15 protein-coding genes and 1 riboswitch are annotated in these 20921 nt (G+C 67.9%); of the genes, 10 read left to right on the forward strand and 5 right to left on the reverse strand.

Going from position 1 to position 20921, the window contains the following annotated elements:
- Positions 1-3: 3 nt before the first annotated feature.
- Genes Q7W51_02165 through Q7W51_02175 form a run of 3 tightly spaced genes read left to right on the forward strand, consistent with a single transcriptional unit; the run spans position 4 to position 3817 of the window.
- Positions 4-1218, forward strand: a complete 1215-nt coding sequence (locus tag Q7W51_02165) for a glycosyltransferase family 4 protein (protein ID MDO8847177.1) — start codon at positions 4-6, stop codon at positions 1216-1218.
- Positions 1215-2693 carry an O-antigen ligase family protein gene (locus Q7W51_02170; GenBank protein MDO8847178.1) on the forward strand — a complete coding sequence of 493 codons (1479 nt, stop codon included), beginning with the start codon at positions 1215-1217 and terminating at the stop codon, positions 2691-2693. Before Q7W51_02165 ends, Q7W51_02170 begins: the two co-directional genes overlap by 4 nt.
- The gene (locus Q7W51_02175; GenBank protein MDO8847179.1) at positions 2693-3817 is read left to right on the forward strand and encodes a glycosyltransferase family 4 protein; all 1125 of its coding nucleotides are present in this window, start codon (positions 2693-2695) and stop codon (positions 3815-3817) included. Before Q7W51_02170 ends, Q7W51_02175 begins: the two co-directional genes overlap by 1 nt.
- A gap of 24 nt (positions 3818-3841) precedes the next feature.
- On the opposite strand, the gene asnB is transcribed toward Q7W51_02175, so the two are convergent.
- From asnB to Q7W51_02190, 3 genes are read right to left on the reverse strand one after another with little or no spacing between them, the layout of a single operon-like run.
- On the reverse strand, positions 3842-5746 hold the full coding sequence (gene asnB, locus Q7W51_02180) for an asparagine synthase (glutamine-hydrolyzing) (GenBank protein MDO8847180.1): 1905 nt from the start codon (positions 5744-5746) through the stop codon (positions 3842-3844).
- A complete protein-coding gene (locus Q7W51_02185; GenBank protein MDO8847181.1) occupies positions 5746-6771 on the reverse strand; it encodes a hypothetical protein in 1026 nt (341 codons plus the stop codon). The genes asnB and Q7W51_02185 overlap by 1 nt, the downstream gene beginning before the upstream one ends.
- Positions 6768-7790: a peptidoglycan bridge formation glycyltransferase FemA/FemB family protein gene (locus Q7W51_02190; protein MDO8847182.1), complete on the reverse strand. Its 1023-nt coding sequence runs from the start codon at positions 7788-7790 to the stop codon at positions 6768-6770. The genes Q7W51_02185 and Q7W51_02190 overlap by 4 nt, the downstream gene beginning before the upstream one ends.
- Positions 7791-7991: 201 nt before the next feature.
- A riboswitch (cyclic di-GMP riboswitch) is annotated at positions 7992-8083 on the forward strand.
- An 89-nt stretch (positions 8084-8172) separates the two neighbouring features.
- On the opposite strand from Q7W51_02190, the gene Q7W51_02195 reads away from it, so the two are divergent.
- From Q7W51_02195 to Q7W51_02220, 6 genes are all read left to right on the forward strand, one after another.
- Entirely contained in the window at positions 8173-10800 is a 2628-nt protein-coding gene (locus tag Q7W51_02195) for a putative glycoside hydrolase (GenBank protein ID MDO8847183.1), read from the forward strand.
- A gap of 88 nt (positions 10801-10888) precedes the next feature.
- The gene (locus tag Q7W51_02200) at positions 10889-11611 is read left to right on the forward strand and encodes an ABC transporter ATP-binding protein (GenBank protein ID MDO8847184.1); all 723 of its coding nucleotides are present in this window, start codon (positions 10889-10891) and stop codon (positions 11609-11611) included.
- Between the two features lie 4 nt (positions 11612-11615).
- The gene (locus Q7W51_02205; GenBank protein ID MDO8847185.1) at positions 11616-14009 is read left to right on the forward strand and encodes an ABC transporter permease; all 2394 of its coding nucleotides are present in this window, start codon (positions 11616-11618) and stop codon (positions 14007-14009) included.
- A gap of 180 nt (positions 14010-14189) precedes the next feature.
- Positions 14190-14420, forward strand: coding sequence for a hypothetical protein (locus Q7W51_02210; GenBank protein ID MDO8847186.1), 231 nt, complete (start codon positions 14190-14192; stop codon positions 14418-14420).
- Positions 14420-14737 carry a hypothetical protein gene (locus Q7W51_02215; GenBank protein ID MDO8847187.1) on the forward strand — a complete coding sequence of 106 codons (318 nt, stop codon included), beginning with the start codon at positions 14420-14422 and terminating at the stop codon, positions 14735-14737. The genes Q7W51_02210 and Q7W51_02215 overlap by 1 nt, the downstream gene beginning before the upstream one ends.
- Positions 14734-15354, forward strand: a complete 621-nt coding sequence (locus tag Q7W51_02220; GenBank protein ID MDO8847188.1) for an HD domain-containing phosphohydrolase — start codon at positions 14734-14736, stop codon at positions 15352-15354. The genes Q7W51_02215 and Q7W51_02220 overlap by 4 nt, the downstream gene beginning before the upstream one ends.
- Here the strand turns inward: Q7W51_02220 and Q7W51_02225 are convergent.
- Complete coding sequence (locus Q7W51_02225; GenBank protein MDO8847189.1) at positions 15351-16010, reverse strand: response regulator transcription factor; 660 nt, start codon at positions 16008-16010, stop codon at positions 15351-15353. The two genes, Q7W51_02220 and Q7W51_02225, sit on opposite strands and share 4 nt — an antisense overlap.
- 6 nt (positions 16011-16016) lie before the next feature.
- Positions 16017-18053: a response regulator gene (locus tag Q7W51_02230; GenBank protein ID MDO8847190.1), complete on the reverse strand. Its 2037-nt coding sequence runs from the start codon at positions 18051-18053 to the stop codon at positions 16017-16019.
- A gap of 172 nt (positions 18054-18225) precedes the next feature.
- Here Q7W51_02230 and Q7W51_02235 point away from each other — a divergent pair, with 172 nt between their 5' ends.
- The gene (locus Q7W51_02235) at positions 18226-20895 is read left to right on the forward strand and encodes a PAS domain S-box protein (GenBank protein ID MDO8847191.1); all 2670 of its coding nucleotides are present in this window, start codon (positions 18226-18228) and stop codon (positions 20893-20895) included.
- The last annotated feature ends 26 nt before the right edge of the window (positions 20896-20921 follow it).

Genomic DNA, 20921 nt, shown 5'->3' on the forward strand with positions numbered 1-20921 from the left:
GCCATGGCGCGGATAGCCATCGTGACGTACTTCTTCCCGCCGGGTGACGAGATCGGCGGCCAGCGCCCGTCGGCGCTTGCGCGCAACCTCGCGCGGCTCGGTCACGACGTCGTCGTGCTCACGCGTCAGGCGGCGCCTGCCGAAGACGGTTTCCGCGCGGTGACCGTCGGGCGCGGGGCTGGTGCGTCGGGTTCGGCCGCACCCGCCGACGCCGGTGCCACGACCGGGATCAGGGGCCTTGCCCGGAAGCTGCTCGCCGTGCCGGACGGGAAGACCCGTTGGGCCGTGCAGGCGGCCGCGGCGATTCGCCGGGAGAACGGTGCAGGCGCCTTCGACGCGGTCATCACCACCGGACCGCCGCACTCCGTGCACCTGGCCGGGCTCTGGGGGCTCCGGCACCGTGGCGGGAATCGGCCGCGGTGGATCGTCGACATGCGCGACCTGTGGACGGACAACCCCTACTACGACTACGGTGCCGCCCGCAGGCGCCTCGACCGCCTCATCGAGGCGGACGTGGTGCGCAGCGCCGATGCGGTCACCGCGACGACGGCGGGATTCGCACTGTCGCTCGAGCGCCGTCATGGCATCCGGGCTACGAGCATCCTCACGGGTTTCGATGACCGCGCTCCGCGTCCCGCGCCGCGGGAGGCCGGAGGGCCGCTACGGGTCGTGCATGCGGGCAATCTGTATGGCGGACGCCGGGACCCGGCCCCCCTCCTCGAGGCGGCGGGCATGCTCGTACGAGAAGGTCGCGCGAGCGCGGACCGGGTGCGCCTCATCTTCATCGGCCCCGGGTCCGAATCGGTTGCCGAAGCAGCGTACACCCTCGGAGCGAGTGAGATCGTGGAGGCCGCGCCGCCGATCCCGCATGCCGAGGTGCTCGAGCACCTTGCACGGGCCGATGCGCTGCTGCTCGTGCAGTGGCGCAGCGACCTCACCGCCGCAGAGGTGCCGGGCAAGCTCTACGAGTACCTCGCGTTCCGCGCGCCGGTCATCGCACTCGGCGCGGCGCCCGACGGCGAGGTGGCGGGGATCCTCGAGACCACCGGTGCAGGACGGGTCGTGAACTCGGTGGCAGAATGTCGTCAGGTGCTTGAACAGCTGCTCGAGGGCGGCCTCACAGGTCCGGATGAGGCGCGGTTGGCGGCTTTCGGCCAAACGCGGATGGCGGAGCGGTTCGGGAGTGTGGCCGAAGGGCGGGAGGTGGTGACCGGGTGACCGCAGGACGCGAAGGCGCGGCCCGTCGGCCTGCGCCCTACGCCTACGTCGTGGCCGCCTGCCTGTTGGTGAGCCTGTTCATCGGCATGCTCACGCCGATCATGCCGGCGATGGCTGTGGCGCTCGTGGTCATCGGCGCGCTTGCGGCCGCGGCGTTCTCGCAGCCGCTGATAGCGGTGGCGCTGCTGCTGGCTATCGGCGGGATGCCGCTCGAGCAGCTCACGGGTGGCGAGAAGAGTCTGCTGCAGGGCTTCGGCGGCGCAAGCGCCTCGGGAATCGTGCTCGTCGCCATGGTCGGACTCCTGTCGATCATGCTCCTGAACAGCAAGGCGTTCTCGCGGATATCGTTCCTGGACGGAGCTTTCGGTCTTCTCCTCATCGCGGGCGCCGCTAGCATCCTGTGGGCGCCAGCTCCGCTCGAGGGCTTTCGCGTGCTCTCCAAGATGGCGTATCCGTTCCTCATCTACCTGGCGGTGCGCAGCCTCATGTCCGGCGAGCGACAACGCGATCTCGTGGTGCGTCTCGTCTTGCTCGGTGGTGTGATCGTGAGCGTCTGGGCGTTCTACGGGTTCGTCACAGTGGGTCTGCCCGCCTTCATACACGGAGGTGTCTACAACCTCACGGTCTCCACCACGCACCCCACGCCGTTCGGCTTCTACAATGTCTGTCTCTTTGCGCTGTGCTACGCACGCTGGCGGCAGCACGGCTCGAGGGGCTTCGCCGCTTTCGCGGTGCTCTTCGGCATCGAAGCCGTCATGAGCCAGTCGCGCATGGCGATGTTCGGCGTGGTGCTCGTGGCCGTCTTGGTGGAGCTTGCGCTCAGCCGGCGGCCGACGCGCTGGTTGCAGGCGGCACTCGTCGCGGCGCTGCTTGTCGTCGTGGGCGGCGTGACGATCCTCTCCGTGCCCAGGCTGCAGGAGGGGGTCTTCTACACGCCGCAGTCCCTGCGCAGCACGCCTGCCGAGATTCTCGCATCGCTCAACGACCAGGGACGGGGCAACGTGGCCACGGCGATGGTCAGGGACCTGGTCAACGACCGTGCGTTGGTCTTCGGCGAGGGCCTGGGGTCGAGCACAGTCGAGCTGCAGCAGGGCACACTCGGCGACCTGGGCGGCGTCGGAGTCGCGCACAACGAGTACGTTCGGCTGCTGTACGAGACAGGCGTGCTGGGACTGACGCTTGCCGTTGTAGCGTTCGCGGCTCTCGTGCTGTCGGCGTGGAAGATCTCGCAGCGGATACCGGACGACCACCGCTGGCTGGGCGCTGCGGCGTTCGGCCTGAGCGTCTGCTACGTGGTGTTCTGCGTCACGGACAACGTGCTGGATTACTACAACACATTCTCGCAGTTCGTGTTCTTCGCGCTGGGCGCCTCGCTCGCCATGGAGGCCTCGCATGCCCGTGGGGCGTCTGAAGCCGAAGGTCGCACGCGTGGGTTCGATGGGGCGGCTCTGTCCGCGCGCGGGGCGGAGTCCTGATGCACGTTGCCGTGGTCGGCCCCGTGCCGCCTCCGTATCAGGGGATGACCGTCTACACCCGCATGCTGCTCGACGAACTCGACGCCGAGGGCATGCCGGTGCGCTGGATCGACAGTTCGGACCACCGCGACCTCTCGAACATGGGTCGCATCGACTGGGAGAACCTGTGGGGCGCGGCGCGCACCGCGTTCGGCATCCTGGGGTCGGTTCGACTCGAGCGGCCTCGGCTGCTGTATCTGCCGATCGCGCAGTCGGGACTGCCGTTCGTGCGGGATGCGATCCACCTGCTGCTCGGCCGGATCGTAGGAATGCGGCTCGTCGTCCATCTGCACGGGGGCGACTTCCCCAGCTTCTACACCGGAGAGCCGGGCATGGTGCGGTGGATCATCCGCAAGACGCTCGACGGCTGCTCGGCGATCGTCGTGCTCGCTCCGTCGCTCGGCACTCAGTTCGAGGGGATCACCGCACGTCCGGCGATCCGCGTGGTCGCCAACGCGGTCGCTCCGGTGCTCGACGAGGCGGCGATCGAGGCGCGCTACGCCGACATCACGGAGCGCCCCGTGCGGGTGTCCTTCCTTGCAGCCATCACCGGTCCCAAGGGCGCGGTGGACTTTGCGCACGCGATCGAGAGGCTGCCGGATGACGTGCGTGCACGCGCGAGGTTCGTGATCGCCGGCAACCGGGACGGGAACTTCGAGGACGACTACCGGCTGGTGGCGGCGACCGTCGAGCGGCTCGCCGCCGACGGTACCGACATCGCCCTCGAGGGTGTGGTGGACGCTGGCGGGAAGGCCACCTTCTTCGGCGAGACCGACATCTTCGCGCTGCCTTCGCACCGCGAGGGGCAGCCGCTCGTGGTGCTCGAGGCGCTCTCGGCGGGCTGCGCGGTCGTGAGCACGACGGTCGGCGGCATACCCGAGACGGTCACCGAGGGTGAAGATGGCCGACTGGTCGCATCGGGCGATGTCGACGCGCTCGCTCGGATTCTGCGTGAGCTGATCGAAGACCCTGTGGCGACGGTCGCCCTCGGCCGTCGGGGCAGGGAACGCTGGGAGCGCTGCTACCAACCACGTGTGCACGGCGCGGCCATAGCCGAGGTCTTGCGAGACGTGCTCGGCGGCTAGCTGCACCGTCGGCCGGAGGACCGCCTAGGACGCGGGCGACTTGTAGGCGTCCGGCATCGGCTGATCGAAGAAGCGGCGGAACCAGCACTCCAGCGCGAGCCAGCGGAAGATCTGGGCGCTGGCATCGATCTCACCTGCGTTGTGTCGCGCGAGCGTGTGCTCGATCTGGGCCATGTCGAGCACGCCCCGGTGCTTCGTCCGGTCGTCCACCAGGTAGTTGCGTACGTCGTCCCGCACCTGGTCGCGGAACCAGCCGCTCGTGGGTGTGGCGAAGCCCATCTTGTCTTTGCGGTCGAGGATCTCCTGTGGCGTGATGCCGCGCATCGCTTCGCGCAGCAGCCACTTGGTGGCGCCCTTGCGCATCTTCTCGTGGCCGGGGAGTCCGGCGAGATACTCGACCAGGCGGTAGTCGAGGAACGGCGTGCGCGACTCCACCGAGAACCCCATGCTCAGGCGGTCCTCGTAGTGGAGGTAGCCGGGGAGCTTATCACGCAGCAGGTCGTCGAAGAGCGCAGCATTCACCGTGTCGCTCGTGCGTATCGTGTGCCGGGGCAGCGGGGCGCTTCGGTACGGGCCCCACATATCCGGGGATAGGCCGCCCGCCACGACGCCGCCGTGACGGCCGCTGTGGGCGTGCAGCATGCGCCGCGGCGCACTCGCGCGCGCGAGCGTCAGCGCCGGGCCTTCCGACCGGAAGCGAGCTGCCGAACCGACCGCATCGGCGAGATTCCCGGCATGGCCGAGGCGGCCGGTGAGCACCTGGCCGAGGAGCCATCGAACGTTCGCATCGACGTGACCGTGATACCCGCCGAACAGCTCGTCGCCCCCCTGACCGTCGAGCACGACCTTGACGTGGGGCGCCACCAGCTCGAAGACCTTCCACTGCGAGTACGAGCCGGGGGAGGACACGGGTGGTTCGTCCATGAACCAGGTGAGCCGCTCGAGCACCTCGAGGTAGTCGCGCGGATCGGGAGCGCCACGCACCGAATCGCAGCCGAAGCGCTCTGCAACCAGCCGCGAGTAGCGACTCTCGTCCGAGGTGGTCCCCGGGTACTCAACGGTGAAGGTCGAAAGCCTGCCGGGCGTGTCGCGTGTGGCGAGCGAGACGATCGACGACGAGTCCAGCCCGCCCGAGAGACAGCTGCCCACGGGCACGTCGCTTGCGAGCATGCGCAGGTGGACCGCGTCGGCCAGAAGCGCGCGGACGGTCGTGACCGGATCGGTGTAGTCATAGGTCTCTGCGGCTTCTGCCGGATCGAGCTGCCAGTACGCCTCGGGCCCGCTCAGCCCGTCGCGCGGGGAGAAGCGCAGGAGGTGTCCGGGCGGAAGCTGCCTGATGCCCGCGAAGAGCGTCTCAGCGCCCCGATCGTCGAGCAGGCCGTCGGCGATCACGTGGGCAGCGTAGGGCTCGTTGATCGCCGGTGCCACGCCAGCCGCAAGGATGCCCTTGATCTCGGACGCGACGGCGAGCCGGTCGCCGTCAACGTGATAGTAGAGCGGTTTCACGCCGAGGCGGTCCCGCGAGCAGATCGCCATGGTGCGCCTGACGTCCCACAGCACGATGCCCCACATGCCGTTGAACCTCTCGAAGCACCGCTCGCCCCACTGCTCGTACGCGTGGATGATGATCTCCGTGTCGCTCGTGGAGCGCATGGTGTGGCCGCGGCGCGCGAGTTCCCGACCGATCTCGGCGTAGTTGTAGATCTCGCCGTTGAAGACGATCCAGATGCTCCCGTCCTCGTTGGACATCGGCTGATGCCCGCCGGCGCTGAGGTCGATGATCGAGAGGCGGCGATGGCCGAGGCAGACGCCTTCATCAAGCCAGATGCCGTGGTCGTCGGGCCCGCGATGCTTCTGCACCTCGAGCATCGCGCTCATGCGTGCTCCGGGCTCGCTCCAGGGACCGATCAATCCCGCGATGCCGCACATCAGTCTCGCCCCTGTTCCGCCGTCGGGGCGCGGTCGGCATCGGCGCACTCGGCCACCAGCTCGGCGAGATGGAGGAAGCGCACGCCGTCCTCGGCGAGTGCACGAAGCGCGGCGAGTGAGACCGGCGACATCGACTTGGGGTGCCCGATGAGCGTGACCGCGTCCGCTGCGTGAGCGAGGATGGCGCGGAGGAGATCGGGCGATGTGGACTCGACCGCAAGCAGTGCCTGCGACGGCAGCAGCTTGCTGAGCAGCGTGCTGTACCCGGGCATGTGCGTTCCGTCGCCGAAGCTCTTGTAGTCGCGGGGATTGCGCAGCATATCGGAGCGGCGACGCAGTCGCGTGAGCGGCCCGACGCGAGCGGAGCTTACCGGGACCTCGGCGAACCGACCGCCGGGCGTGGGCGTCACCGGGTCCGTGTCGAAGCGCCAACACGGCCGGCGCGGAGCGTTTCTGTAGTCGAACGAGTGCGTGGCGGTGTGCGCGACCGTGCCGGCAGCAACGGAGCTGTCGATCGTCAGACCTGCGGCATCCATCGCCTCGCCGATGATGTCGAACGGCTGCGCGCAGAACCCTCCCGCCCGGTACGCCTGAACCGAGTACTGCGGGTCGACTTCCCGCACGATGGCGGCCATGGCCTCGGTCGCCGAGACCACCAGGTCGACGGCACGCTCGCGCCCGAGCGCGCGGAGCTGATAGTAGCGGTAGGTGGGGAAGACCCACCTTCCCTCACCGAACCACACGGCGTCGACCCAGTGAGGGTGCATCTGCAGCTCGACGCGATGCCCACCTGCGACCATCCGCTGGAGCTGGTCGCTCACGCGTCGCGCGTCTTCGGAGGCGCGCGGCTCCTCGAGCACGCGCAGCAGATAGGCGGCGTCCACGAAGAAGCAGCCCGGAGCCCCAAGTTCGGCGAGCTCAGCGAGCAGGGCGTCGGTGGGTTCGAGCAGGCAGCGTTCGGGGGTGCCAGACCGGCCGAAGAAGAGCTCGTAGTCAAAGGTGAGCACGACGCTGCGCTTGCTCACCGCGTCTGCCCTACCTGATCGATGATGTCCGCCGCGTCTCCCCGCATGCGCCTCATCATCCCATACAGGGCGTACTTCCATTCGTTCAGCGGCATCTTCCACAGGAATCTCTCGATGACCTCGCCGCCGAAGCGCGTCTTGAACTGCAAGAGCCCCGCGTACTTGCTGTCGGGCTCGGGGTTCAGGCGAACGCCGACGAAGTCGTAGACGCCGGCGCCGTGCTGGTGGGCGCGGAGCATCGCCTCCCACTGCAGCAGGTTTGCGGCGCCTTGTGTGGGGGAGTCTGCGGTGCCGGCGAACAGACAGTGCGCGCCGAAGCGACTCCAGGGATTCACCACGCAGGCCTTGGGGGCACCGTCGAAGCGCGCGACCCCGATGTCGAGTGCGTCGCCGAGGCCCTCGACCAGCGCCCGGAACTCGCTCAGGCCCGGGAAGGAGAGCCCGGAGCGAGCCATCGTGCCGGCACACAACGCGTGCGCCTCATCCGCAAGGTGGGATCCCCATTCGGCGGACACGCCGAGTGACTTCGCTTTGCGGATGATGGCGCGGTTCCGCCCTGTGAGTCCGCCCCACAGTTCTTCCTCGGTGACTGACAGGTCGACGAGCACCGTGCCGAAGGGTGCCGAGGCGGCACCGGCGGGGGCGGTTCGGAAGAGCGCCATCGTCGCGGGCTGCGTGATGAAGTCGAATCCATCAGCCCTGCACTGGAGGACCGCACCTTCGAGGAATGCTCGCTCGGTCTGAAGATCGATCGGCCTGCTGGACCATACGCCCCACTGGAACTGCAGCCAGCGAAGGCCCACCCTGCGTCGGCCAACGAACGGAACCGCGATATGCAGATCCGGCGTGGGCCGGGCCTCCAGCCATCCGAATTCGGCCCCCTGGCTTCCCAGCCAGGCCGGAGCCATGAAGATCGGCATATCGTCGGTCCACGTGGGCTCGGTGCGGGCGACGGCCATCGCGGGAAGGCCGGTGGTCGCAGGCGCCGTAGGTGCGGCGTCGCCGGGCGTCGCTGTCATCCGATCTGTGCTCTCCACGCGACCCGATCCCCCCACATCCACCCCGCGTGCATGCTGTGGCGCCCGCGGCAAGTCTACCACCTCGGCATTCGGGAACCGGCCTGCGACCGCTCGTCGCAAAGGACCGCTGCAAGGTCAAGTGCGCTGCGGCCGGAGCCGATAAGAACAACGTGTGAGTTGAGTACTGAATAGCGGGCTAATACCCCGGAAAGGCAACTCCGCCGAAAGGCGGACGACGCAAAGTCACGGGCCTACAGGAAGCGGGCGCTTCCCACGGCAGCCGGACCGCCCAGGAGGACGCTGGTCACCGTCCCCGATTCCTGAGCGATCTTCCCGGGAGTCGGGGGCGGTTTGCGTTCTATCTGGGCAAAGGGGCAGCTCGATGAGGTATCTCGCCAAGTCTTCTTTCCGTTCGGCAGTCGTCGCAGCACTCTCCGTAGCAGTACTCGCAGTCTCGATCGGCTTCTCGCCGATTTCCGCAGCAACCGAAGCGGCCGTCGCTGCCGAGGTCTCCGCAACCGCGAACGCCGGGTATCCCCGCCTCGTGGCCTGGTGGCCCGATGTCCACTCGCTCGCCGCCGAGGACATCGCCCGCTTCGACGCCGTCATCCTCTACGACTGGGCCGGCCCGCAAGCTCAGGCGATCAAGGCCGCCGACCCGGCAACCGAGATCTTCCTCTCGACCAGCGCGAGTGAGCTCACGATGTACACCGAGCTCAACCCCGAGTCGTGGAAGAACGCGAAGCTCGCTGCCGCCTCGGCGCGTTGGTCCGTCACGCAGCCCGGGTCGACGCTCACCTCGGCGATCACCGCTGCCACGACCACGATCGGCGTGGCCACAGCGGACTCCACTCGCTTCCGGGTGGGCGACGTGCTTGCCATCGACGAGGAGTTCCTCGAGGTCCAGGCCGTCAACGCCGGAACGCCCGGAAGCCTCGTGGTCCGCCGCAACGCGGTGGTCTCGGGCACGCGCCACGCGGCCGCCTCGCACGCGGCAGGGACGCGGGTCGCAGCGGTCGTTCGCGAGTTCCCGAACACGGTGCTCATGGACCTCACCGACTCATGCCCGCTCGTGGATGTGGGCAACGGCCCCGAGAACTTCAACATGTACCTCGCCCGCGTCTCCGCCGCTTCGATCAGCGATCCGGTGTGGGACGGCATCTACTTCGACATGATCGAGAGCAACAAGAGCTGGGTGCTCGACGCGGCGTTCGCCCGGGCGTTCGACCTCACCCGCTCGAACGTGATCCCGGCCAACGCGGACGCCTTCAACGCGGCGTGGGCCGTCGGGGTCCGGACGTTCGAGTCGCGGATGCGGACGCTCGCGGGCGACCGGCCGGTGCTCACCAACGGCGCGGATGCGAACTGGGACCTCGTCAACGGCACGTGCGTGGAGCGGTTCCCGGCAAAGACGACGACAACCGCTGAGTGGCGCTCGCGGGTGTTCGGGTCGCAGGTGCCGTACGCAGGCGCCAACTACTTCGCGGGTCTTTCGGGCCTCGGCCCCAACTTCTCGAACCTGATCACCTACGACCAGGAGACCGACCCGGCGGTGGCGCTCAACTCGGCCACGTGGAAGCCCGACTACCGCAAGATGCGCTTCGGGATCGCCACCGCGCTGCTCGGCGACGGTCTCTACAGCTACGACCTTGGGACCTGGAACCGCGGGGACGTTCCGCAGCTTCAGTGGTTCGACGAGTACGACAACGCCGGTGCCGGCGAGGGCTACCTCGGCTCGCCGCTCGGTGATGCGCAGCGGGTGGGCATGGCCACGGCCTCGGCGGACCTCCTCAACGGCGACGGCGCGTTCAGCACCTCGACGCAGCTTGCGGCCTGGACGCTGAACTCGGCCGAGAGCGGCTATGCAGGCACGAAGTCGCTCGACAGCGGCGCGGCGCGCGTGGACGTGACGGGAGCGCTCGGCGAGGCGTGGAAGCTCACCTTCCTCCATCCGGTGCAGGTGACCGCAGGCACACCGTACACGCTCACCTTCCGCATGAAGGCGGACCGTCCGGCCGACGTGCAGATCTTCGCGCAGATCTCGAGCAGCCCGTACACGATGCCGCTGAACTACGAGTGGGTCGAGGCGGACACCGAGTGGCGCACGTACTCGCTCACGACCACCTCGTCGAGCACGCTCTCCCCGAGCCTCCGGTTCGCGCTCGGCTCGGCCACGGGCACCGTGTGGATCGATGACGTGAAGCTGCAGACGGGAACCACGAGCGAGGTGTGGCGCCGCGACTTCGAGGGCGGCATCGCGCTCGTGAACGCGTCGGACAGCCCGGTCACGGTCGACCTCGGCGGCACCTTCAGCAAGATCGACGGCGCGCAGGACCGCACCGTGAACGACGGCAGCCAGGTAACGAGCGTGACGCTGCCGGCGAAGGACGGGATCGTTCTTCTCCGCGAAGCGGCGCCCGCGCCCGTCGTTCCCGAGCCGGAGCCCGCGCCCGTGACTCCCGAGCCGGAGCCCGTCGTCCCGGCACCGGCCCCCGAGCCCAGCGTGCCCGCGACCGTGACCCCGACGATCCCCACCACCCCGCCGGCAACCTCGGTTCCCGTGGCCAAGCCGACGAAGGTGTACCGCTTCTTGAACCGCACGAACGGCACGCACTTCCTGACCGCCTCGGCCGAGGAGCGGGACACGGTCATTGCGAGCTGGTCGAACGTGTACGCCTACGAAGGCGTGGCGTTCTCCACCGTCCCGGCCAGCAACTCCCAGCCGCTGTACCGCTTCTACAACCTCGCGAGCGGGAGCCACTTCTACACCGCGAGTGCCGACGAGGCGAACATGATCATGGCGAAGTGGTCGAACGTGTACTCGTTCGACGGCCAGGCCTACAACGTCTCCCCGCAGCCGGTTCCGGGCTCGGCGCCGGTGTACCGCTTCTACAACCTCAAGAACGGCAGCCACTTCTACACGGCTTCCGAGGAGGAGAAGAGCGCGGTCATCGCGAAGTGGTCCGGGACGTACCAGTACGAGGGCCCGGCGTTCTGGCTCGGCCAGTAGTCCTCCTTCCGAACGTGCGTGCTGACAATGCCCCATGCGTGTGGGCATATCTACTACGCACACCATGATTCGGACCGGAGGTGTCGGCGTGGCCGCAGGACCATCGGACCTCCCCCTCTTGAAGCTTCGCGACCTCGTGAAGGTCTACGACACCGGCGAGGTGCCGTTCACCGCGCTCAAGGGCGTCGACCTCGACGTCTACTCGGGCGAGTTCGTCGGGCTGATCGGCAAGTCGGGGAGCGGCAAGACCACGCTCATCAACATGATCACCGGTATCGATCACCCCACCTCCGGTGAGGTGATCGTGGGCGACACGCCGGTACATGCACTCGGCGAGAACGCGCTCGCCAAGTGGCGCGGCCGGAACATCGGCGTGGTCTTCCAGTTCTTCCAGCTTCTGCCGACCCTCACCATCCTCGAGAATGTCCTCCTGCCGATGGACTTCTGTGCCACCTATCCCCTCAAGGAGCGGGTGCCGCGGGCAATGGATCTCCTCGAGCAAGTCGAGCTCGCCGATCAGGCGCACAAGCTGCCGGCAGCGCTCTCGGGTGGACAGCAGCAGCGTGCTGCGATCGCACGCGCGCTCGCGAACGATCCGCCGATCCTCGCTGCCGACGAGCCTACAGGCAACCTGGACTCCAAGACCGCCGAGGCGGTCTTCGGCCTGTTCGAGCGGCTCGTGGAACAGCACAAGACGATCATCATGGTGACGCACGACAACGACCTCGCGTCGCGCGTGCGGCGTGCGCTGCACGTGTCCGATGGGGAGATCGTCGAGGAGCTTATCCACCGCGAGCGGCACACGGGCTGAAGACATGAGCCCGGTCGCACCCCGCTACCGCAAGATCCTGCGCGACCTTGCGTCGCACTGGTTCCGGACGTTCCTGGTCGTGGTGTCGATCGCCATCGGCATCATCGCCGTCGGCGTGATGCTCGGCGGTCGGGAGATCCTGCTGCGCGAGTTTCACGCAGACCACACCTCTTCAGTTCCAGCGAACGTCACCTACCGGACGTCCGGCTTTGACGATGAGGTGGTAGCGGCCGCAACGGAGCAGCCCGGGGTCGCAGAGGCTCAGGCCCGTCACAGCGTGATGCTGCGGTACCGATGGGCGGGCAGCGACGACGACCGCACGATCTCGATCGAGGCGTTCAGGGACTTCGAAGATATCCGGGTCGGTACGGTGATTCCCGTGGGCGACGGCCACTGGCCGCCGGCTTCGGGCGAGATCGTGCTCGAAGCGGCTGCGAAGCAGGTGGACGATTACGCGATCGGCGATGTCCTCGAGATCGAGACCGCCGACGGGGAGACCGTCGAGCTGCGCGTGGCCGGATTCGCACACGACATCAACGCCGTGCCGGCGCAGTTCGTGGGCTTCGAGACCGGCTACGTCTCCTTCGGCGCGATGCATGACTTTGGCGAGGAACTCGAGTACAACCAGCTGTCGCTGACCTTCGCCGACGAGGACATCACGTGGGAGGAGGCGTCTCGCCTCTCGGTCGATCTGCGTGAGGAGCTGTTCGACTCTCGAGGTGTACAGGTCTACTACACCGACGTCCCCGAGCCGGGAAGCCACTTCCTCGGCGACATCTTCAACGCGTTGTCGCTGTTGTTGCTCTTCCTTGGCGCGCTCGCGCTCGGCCTTTCGGCGTTCCTCGTGGTGAACACGGTCTCGGCGCTGATGTCGCAGCAGGTCAGGCAGGTCGGCATCATGAAGGCGGTGGGCGGGCGCGCGGGACAGCTGGAGCGGCTCTACACCGTCACGGTCATGATGTATGGCGTGCTTGCGTGCGCTGTCGGCCTGCCGCTGGCGGCGGCGGGCACGCGGTGGTTCAGCGACTTCGCCGCCGAGATACTGAACTTCCGTGTCACGAGCTATGCGCCGCCGACGTGGGTCGTGCTCGTAGAACTCGCCGTGGGCATGCTGGTGCCGCTGCTTGCCGCCGCGGGGCCGATCCGCAGGGGCGTGAAGATGAGCGTCGTGCGGGCGCTCAACGCCGGCAGCATGACCGGGGCGCACTTCGGTCACGGACTGGTCGACCGCGTCCTCGGGATGATCCGCGGACTGCCCCGGCCGGTGGCGCTCGCACTGCGCAACACGTTCCTGCGCAAGGGACGTCTCGCGCTCACGCTCTCCACACTCGTCCTCGCCTCGGCGGTGGTGATGGCCGTCTGGAGCGTGCAGGCCTCGATCGAGCGCACGATCGATGACCTCGAGACGTGGTGGAACTACAACGTGCAGATCGAATTCGCGATGCCGCAAGACGCCGATGCGGTGCTCGAGGCCGCCGAAGACGTCGACGGCGTGACGGCTGCCGAATCGTGGCCGGTCTTCAGTGCGACGCTCCTGCGCGACGATGGCGCCGAAGACGAGTCGTTCCACATCGTCGGCCTCGACCCTGAGACGGACTTCATCGGCCCTACGCTGGTAGAGGGCAGGTGGCTCGAGCCGGATGATACCGACGCGATCGTCATCAACACCGACGCCCAGAGCAGGGATGGTTCGTTCGCCCTCGGCGATGAGGTCACGCTGCGCGTCATGGGGCAGGGGTCCGACTGGCGGGTCGTCGGCGTGGTGAAGGGGCAGTTGGGCGGGGGGTCGCTCTTCTGCAACGAGGCCGAGCTCAACGATCTGCTCGGCGATCCGGGCGTGACGCGGATTGCTGTTCGTGGCGAGTCAGGGGAGGCCGAGGCGGAGCGTGAGTTGCTGACCGCTGTGGAAGACAAGCTGACCGGGGCCGGATTCCAGGTCACCTCGGCCGACACACGCTCCGAACTCTCCGGGCATGTTCGCGAGTGGCTGGGCATCCTCATAGCGTTTCTCGTGCTCATGGCGACCATGCTCGCGGCGGTGGGCGTGATCGGCCTCACGGGCACGATGACCATCAACGTCCTCGAGAGTACCCGGGAGATCGGCGTGATGCGGGCCACGGGCGCGCAGCACAAGGCGATCTACCAGATCTTCGTGAGCGAGGGCGTGACCGTCGGCGTGATCGCATGGTTCTTCGGGACGTTGCTCGCGTACCCGATCAGTTACGGGCTCGTGCGGGCGCTCGAGGTGGCGATCGGCGTGCCGCTGAGCTACGTCTTCTCGTGGTCGGGCGTGGGGTCGTGGCTCGGGCTGATGCTGCTCATATCCGGCTTCGCCAGCATCGCGCCGGCCTTCCGCGCGTCGCAGGTGAGCGTCCGCGACGCCATCGCGTACGAGTAGCGCTCCCGGACCCTACTGCCCGAACTTCCTAGTACCTAACGCCATCAACCGATGGCCGTTCCACCCCTCCCGGGTGGCTACCCCATGTTCCCCGCAGGTGTGTCGAATCGCCCTATGCCTCGTCATGCAGTGCCTGCCGTTACTTGAAACAGGTGCGGACAGTGGCGAGGAGTACCGGCGATGGATGTCTTGGCTTGGATCGTGTGGGGACTTGGCGGCGCGGTGTATGCTGCGACGCTCCTGCTCACGTCCCGGGCCGAGCGGCGCTTCATAGACGATCCTAACCGCTGGACCTCGAACGGCCGAGCGATTATCGTTCAGTCCCCTGAGCTGTTGCCGCGCACCACCCCTGCGCTGAGTCCCGGGCGTGACGACCTCCGAGCGCCCGGGCTCGCGCGCGAGGTGGCGTGATGCACAGGCGTTTCGCACGCATCCTGGTAGCGGTGGCGCTCGCCACCCTCCTCGGCGGAACCGCAGCCGTGGGCGCACCTGCACCCACGGAATCGGCTCCCCAGACTACCGGGCACGTTGCGGTGAGGACGACCGTGCTGCCCACACTCGAGAGCACGTTCACTGAGGACGGTGTGGTCGTGCGGTCCAACGTCCCGTGGGTCGTGTCGGCCGAGACCTCCGCCGGCGATCGCATCGTGATCGAGGGCGAAGCGACAGCCGGCCAGCACGTCGCCCTGCCGGATGCCGCGGGCCCGATCGAGGTCTGCGCGCGATGAAGCCAGCGAGCGCGAGCACCGCGCAATTCTCTTTGGCGGTCAGGCGGGTCGTCGCGCTCATCGACGACCGTCAGCCGGGGTACGCACGGCACGCGAACAGCGTGGCGCGCCTCACGCGGATGGTCGGCCTCCAGTTCAATCTCGGCAGCCGTGCGCTCGAGAGCCTGCGGCTTGCTGCGCTGCTCCATGACGCGGGTTCACTCCGGCTGCCGTTCGGTCACGTGGGATCGCGATGGCAGCTCGTGGCCGAGGAACGCCTTGTATGGGAGGCTCACCCGGCTGCTGGAGCGATGCTGGCGCGGACGCTCGATCTGTCGCCCGAGGTCGAGCGCGCGGTGCTCGGTCATCACGAGCGGTGGGACGGCTCGGGTTATCCGTACGGGCTCTCGGGCACGCAGATACCGCTCATGGCCCGCATCCTCGGCGTGTGCGACAACTACGACGAGGCGCGCTCGGGGCACCTCGAGTTGGACTCGCAGCAGCTCACCGAGGCCGAGGCGCTCGCGCGCTTGCGCAGCGACGAACTGCGGCGCTTCGATCAGGACGTGGTGCTCGGGCTCGGCGACGCGCTCGGTCAGGAGCGCGAGATCAGCGCGCTGACCGGCGTGCTCGGCTAGGGTGTTGCCAGGCCGCGGCGAATGGCCTCACTGACCGCCTGCGAGCGTGACTCCACGCCCAACTTCGAGTAGAGCGCATGCAGGTGGTTCTTCACGGTGCTTTCCGAGACGTGCAGTGTCTGCGCGATCTCGCGGTTCGACCGGCCCGCAACCAGGAGTTCGAGCACATCATGCTCGCGCTCGGTCGGCGTCGCATCGCGGGCAGGTCCCGGTCCGGTCGAGCGCGCCAGCCGGCGCATGCGCGAGAGCACGCCAGCGGAGAGCCTGGGGTCGAGCGCGGCCTCGCCAGCGGCGACGGTCGCCACCACGCGACGGACGTCTTCGGCGCTCTGGCCTGAGAGCGTGAGATAGCCGAGCGCGCCCGCCTCGAAGGCGTCGATGATGCCGGCGTCGGCCTCGGGTAACCCGACGATGATCACCTTCGAGTTCTCGAGCGCACTCACGCACGCCACGGGAGCGGCGGCCCCGCACTCCTCGCAGTGCACCATATCAACGATCACGATGTCCGGCTCGAGCGTGGCGGCCCGCGCCACCCCTTCCTTCCAGTCCGCCGAGCGTCCAACGATCTCGACTCCCGGACTGGCGGCGAGTATGGCGCTCAGCCCCTCGAGGCACATCGTCTTCCGGCCGATCAGCAGAACGCGGGTTGCGGACATGTCGTCCTAGCCTTTCATTCGCAGCGATCGCGGCACTGTGCACAGGTTGCTTGCCGCCGGCGCGAGCATGGTCCCGGCCACCCGCGCCACGCCCAGCGTCTCCAGCGCTGCCAGCGCCGAGGAGTCCTCGACACCCGTGACGGTCACGATGGAGCCGGCCTCGCGCCACTGCTCGAGCAGCTCGCGCACGTTCGGGCGCGGTTGGCCGGCCTCATCGAGAACTGCGGACACGGGCAACTCTATCTCATCAGCGCCGAGGGCCGACGTACCGTTCGTCCCGAGCGACGAGAAGTCGATGCATGAGTGCACCAGGCGGATGGGGGAGCGTTGCGCCGCCTGAAGCCAGCCAGCGGGTGGGCGGATGCCGCCGGCGCTGCACATGGGGATCTCGAACAGCAGCTGGGCGGGGTCGACCGCAAGGCGGCTCGCTGCCAGTTCGGCTCGCTCGAAGATTGTGGGATCGAGGACGTCGGCGGTCGAAAGCTGCATCGAGCATGGTACACCCGCAGCGCGCGTGTGCTCGAGCGTGAGCTCCACGATACGCATGTTCACGCGGCGCGCTACACCGTGCTTCGCCGCGCCGAGGGCAAGTTCGTCGCCAGCGACCAGCCGCTCTTCGACGGCGTACGCGTAGCGGACCGCGCAGCGGGCCAGATGCCCGGCGGGAAGTGAGTAGACCGGGTTGAAGCTCATCGCCGGCGGCCCCTCGAGCGCTTCGATCAGGCGTCGTTCACTGTCACTCTTGGCATCGGCCGCAGGTGCAGTTCGGGCGGCCGCATGCAACAGCCGCACCTCGGGTATCACGTTGATCGCAACGTTCACGCTGAGTCGCATCTCGGGCGCTGCCGGCACGAGCGAGGACCGGGCTATCGCTGCGCACAGGGTGTCCGAGAGGTCGCTCGCCTCATCCCAGCCGAGTCCCTCGGCGAGCACCACGAACTCGGTTGCGCACAGCCGTGCCACGAGGTCCCCCGGGCGCACAGCATCGGTGATGGCGTGCGCGAGGTTCGCCACGGTGGCGTCGCCCACGTCGAAACCGTAGCGGTCGTTCACGCCTTTGAGGCTGTCACTGTCCACGAACAGCAGCGCGCAGTTCGAGCCCTTGCCCACATTGCGCAGGATCTCATCGAAGCGGCGGTCGAATACGTGTCGGGTGGGCAGATCGGTGAGGGGATCGTGTTCGGCCGCGTGGAGCAGGAGCTCCTTCTGCTGCTCCCGCTGCGTCACGTCGAGCGCCGCGAGCACGAAGCCGAGGCGGACCCCATCGGGGCTCTTGTACGGCAGGCCGGACACCTCGAACACGCGGTACGCGCCATCGTGTCTGGAGATGCGCATCGACGTGTGCATGGGATGGGGATCGCGCACGAGTGAGCCGAGGAAGGCCGCCGCCGCTGGGGCGTCCTCGGGATGCACGGCGGCAAGCAGTGCAGACGCCTCCAGCTGTCCCGTGAACGTGCGCGACGTCTCGTTCGAGAAGTCCGGCTTGCCGCTCTCGTCGAGCGTGACGATGTGAACTGGGAGGTGGTCGAGCAGAGCGTGGTAGGAGTCACGCAGTGCGCGCGACTCGTCGAGTGCCGCCACCTTCTGGTCGAGCTTCCGCTCGATGCGGCCGCCATACCGATCGAGGATCGAGACGAGCCGCGCCTCGGTGAGCGCCGTGCGCCCCTCGGAGGAGTGGCTGCGCAGGACCTCGTTCACGGTCCTGATGAGCTCAGCCGGCTCGACCGGCTTGAGCAGGTACGCGTCCGCGCCCATTGCGGAGGCCAGCTGCAGATCGTCCGGGTGCGTGAAGCTCGCCGTGTGGAAGATGAAGGGCAGCCCCGCGAGTTCGGGGTCGCGCTTCAGCTCCAGGCACAGGCGGAAGCCGTCCATCACCGGCATCAGGCCGTCGGAGATCACCAGATCGAACGGCTCGGACTGCGCGCGCTTGAGGGCCTCGGCGCCGTCCGGCGTCTCGACCACCTCGTGCCCGGCGTGCGTGAGGATGACTCGAAGGAGATGTCGCGCCTCCGCCGAGTCGTCAGCAACGAGGATGCGCGCCATCGTTGGACTCCTCTCGGTATCAGCATTCAGGCTACCCAGGGTTCCTACCCCGCTAGGGTGTATACCGTTCGTCGCATAGCTGGCTTTCGCAGGTGCGCTTATTGGGCATCATCACTCAGGACCCGTTCTGCGCCGATGCAGCACGCTTGATCGGTTTGAGGTGTCGGGAGATATGGTTCTCTCTCTTGTCCAGAATGTCGCGCTCGTGGCGATGCTGGTCGCCGTGCAGCGCTACCTCGCCCGCATGCTCGATGCGCATCCCCCGCTCGCGAGGGTGGCCTCGGGCATCCTGTACGGCGCCGTGGCGATCGTCGGCATGCTCACGCCGTTCAACTTTGCGCCGGGTGTCTTCTACGACGGCCGCTCGATTATTCTGAGCCTGGCCGGCCTGTTCGGCGGTGCGCCGGTCGCGCTCATCGCTGTTGCGATAGCCGCCGGGTATCGCATCTTGCTCGGCGGGGTCGGCGTGGCTGCGGGCGTGGCGACCATTGTGATCTCGGCACTGCTCGGCGTGGGGCTACGGCATCTGGTTCGCGGTCGCATCACGACGCTGCGCGGTCCGCATCTGCTGGCGCTCGGGGTGGCCGTACACGCCCTCATGCTGGCCGCGGGGAACCTCTTGCTGCCCGAGGGGGTGGCGCCGCAGGTCCTTCGTACGGTCGGGCCCCTCGTCATCACGATGTTCCCGGTCATCACCGCGATCACCGCGCGCATGATGATCGAGGAGCTGAAGGGCGAGCAGGCACGCGTTGACTTGCTGCAGGAGACCGAGCGCGTGCGCCTGGCGATGCTGGCCGCCGATGAGGGCGCGTGGGACTACGATCCCATCAAGGACGAAGTACGCGTGTGCGCCGAGGCGGCAGCGTTGCTGGGGCGCGGCCAGCAGGCCTTCACCGCTACCGCCCAGGAGAGCATCGATCATATCCACCCCGACGACCGTTCGGCCGTACTCGAGCAGCGCGACGCACTGCTGCGCGATGGCTCGGACGACTTTCAGGTGTACCAACGACTAAGGCTGCCGAACGAGGCCTACCGCTGGTTCTACGTGCTCGGCTCGGTCGTGGCGCGTGACGCCGAGGGACGGGCCACGCGGGTGCTCGGCATCATCACCGACACCACACGGGCCCAGTCGGTCGCCGAGTCGCTGGAGCGGCGTGCCATCGAGGCCGAGCTTCTCGCCACGGCGAGCGCTCGCCTGCAGCGGAGCCTCGACCGCGATTCGGTGTTCGGTGTCGTGCATGACTACTTCCAGGCGCTGTTCCCGCGCGACGTCGTGATCGTCAACGAGGTGCAAGCGGGAGGCGACCAGCTCGTCATGCGCGAGGCACTCGGCGTGGGCGATGCGCTCTTCCGCAAAGCCGAGTCCTTCATGGGCTGGGCGGTCGCCGAGCGTCGATTCCCGGTGACGCCCGCGTATCGCGTGATTCTCGAGGCCGGCCGGATGGAGCGCATCGAAGGTGGACTTGCAGTGCTTGCCAAGGGCCAGCTGCCCGCTACCGTAAGCCGCTCGATCGAGCAGCTCCTCGGGGTGCGCGAGGTGTGGAGCATCGGCGTGGCGGACGCAGGGCGCGCCTATGCGGGCATCCACGTGTTCATGCTCGAGAAGCGGCCGGAGATGCCCGCCGGCGTGGTTGAGTCCTTCGCGAGCCTCTGTTTCGTCACGCTCGCCGGGCTCGAGGCGCAGGCGCGGCTGGCCGAGAGCGAGGAGCGCTTCCGGACGCTCGTGGACACGGCACCTGAGGCGATCTTCGTCCAGACCGACTACGTGTTCGCGTACGTGAACAAGGCTGCGTGCACGCTCTACGGCGCCACGCGGGCCGCAGACCTCGTGGGCACCTCGGTGATGGACCGCTTCCGTGCCGACTATCACGAGGTGATCCATGAGCGGATCAGGGGCCTCAATGAGGAGCGCCAGTCGCAGCGTGCGATGGAGATGGTGCACGTGAGGCTCGACGGCTCCGAGGTCCCGGTCGAGGTGAGCGGTGCGCCCATCATCTACGAGGACCGGCCCGGCGCGGTCGTCTTCGTGCGTGATGTCACCGAGGCGAAGCAGGCGGCAGCCGAGATCAAGCGGCACCACGAGCATCTCGAGGAGCTCGTGGCCGAACGGACGCGCGAGTTGGAGGCCGCCAACGAGGGACTCGAACGCGCCACCCGGGCCAAGAGCGCGTTCCTCGCGCGGATGAGCCACGAGCTGCGCACGCCGCTGAACTCGATCATCGGCTTCTCGTCGCTGCTCGTGGAGGGGATGGCGGGTCCGCTCACCGACGAGCAGCAAGCGGAGATCGGGACGATCAACTCGGCGGGGCATCATCTGCTTTCGATCATCGGCGATCTGCTCGACCAGTCGCGCATCGAGGCCGACAGGGTGGTGGTCGACGCCGCCGAGTTCGCAGCCGGGGAGCTGCTCGGCGAGGTGGCCGGGATCCTCAAGCCACTCGCCGACCGGAGCGGCCTCGACGTGCAGGTGCGCACGCCTGATCGCCCTGTCGTCATGCTCTCCGATCGCGTGAAGGTGAAGCAGATCCTGCTCAACCTCGGCGGGAACGCCATCAAGTTCACCATCGAGGGCACCATCGAATTCGCTCTTACCGCCGACGACAGCTCGGTTGTCTTCACCGTCCGCGACACGGGCCGGGGGATCAGGCCGGAGCAGACCGACCGCATCTTCGAGTCGTTCACACAGGGCGACATTCCTGCCGACGAGGTGCTGGCCGGAACCGGTCTGGGCCTGAGCATCTCGCGCGAGTTCGCGCGCCTGCTCGGCGGCGACATCACGGTCACGAGCGAGCTCGGCGTGGGCTCCACGTTCACACTCACGTTGCCCCGCACCCGCGCGTAAGCGGTAAGGTGTTCACGGGCGACGGC

This window comes from Coriobacteriia bacterium, assembly GCA_030652115.1.
Classification (GTDB): domain Bacteria; phylum Actinomycetota; class Coriobacteriia; order Anaerosomatales; family Anaerosomataceae; genus UBA6100.

Bases quoted from the DNA above. Each gene is read 5' to 3' on its own strand.
- Q7W51_02165 (MDO8847177.1), top strand. From the start codon at position 4: ATGGCGCGGATAGCCATCGTGACGTACTTCTTCCCGCCGGGTGACGAG.
- Q7W51_02175 (MDO8847179.1), top strand. From the start codon at position 2,693: ATGCACGTTGCCGTGGTCGGCCCCGTGCCGCCTCCGTATCAGGGGATG.
- asnB (MDO8847180.1), bottom strand. From the start codon at position 5,746: ATGTGCGGCATCGCGGGATTGATCGGTCCCTGGAGCGAGCCCGGAGCA.
- Q7W51_02190 (MDO8847182.1), bottom strand. From the start codon at position 7,790: ATGACAGCGACGCCCGGCGACGCCGCACCTACGGCGCCTGCGACCACC.
- Q7W51_02195 (MDO8847183.1), top strand. From the start codon at position 8,173: ATGAGGTATCTCGCCAAGTCTTCTTTCCGTTCGGCAGTCGTCGCAGCA.
- Q7W51_02205 (MDO8847185.1), top strand. From the start codon at position 11,616: ATGAGCCCGGTCGCACCCCGCTACCGCAAGATCCTGCGCGACCTTGCG.
- Q7W51_02210 (MDO8847186.1), top strand. From the start codon at position 14,190: ATGGATGTCTTGGCTTGGATCGTGTGGGGACTTGGCGGCGCGGTGTAT.
- Q7W51_02215 (MDO8847187.1), top strand. From the start codon at position 14,420: ATGCACAGGCGTTTCGCACGCATCCTGGTAGCGGTGGCGCTCGCCACC.
- Q7W51_02220 (MDO8847188.1), top strand. From the start codon at position 14,734: ATGAAGCCAGCGAGCGCGAGCACCGCGCAATTCTCTTTGGCGGTCAGG.
- Q7W51_02225 (MDO8847189.1), bottom strand. From the start codon at position 16,010: ATGTCCGCAACCCGCGTTCTGCTGATCGGCCGGAAGACGATGTGCCTC.
- Q7W51_02230 (MDO8847190.1), bottom strand. From the start codon at position 18,053: ATGGCGCGCATCCTCGTTGCTGACGACTCGGCGGAGGCGCGACATCTC.
- Q7W51_02235 (MDO8847191.1), top strand. From the start codon at position 18,226: ATGGTTCTCTCTCTTGTCCAGAATGTCGCGCTCGTGGCGATGCTGGTC.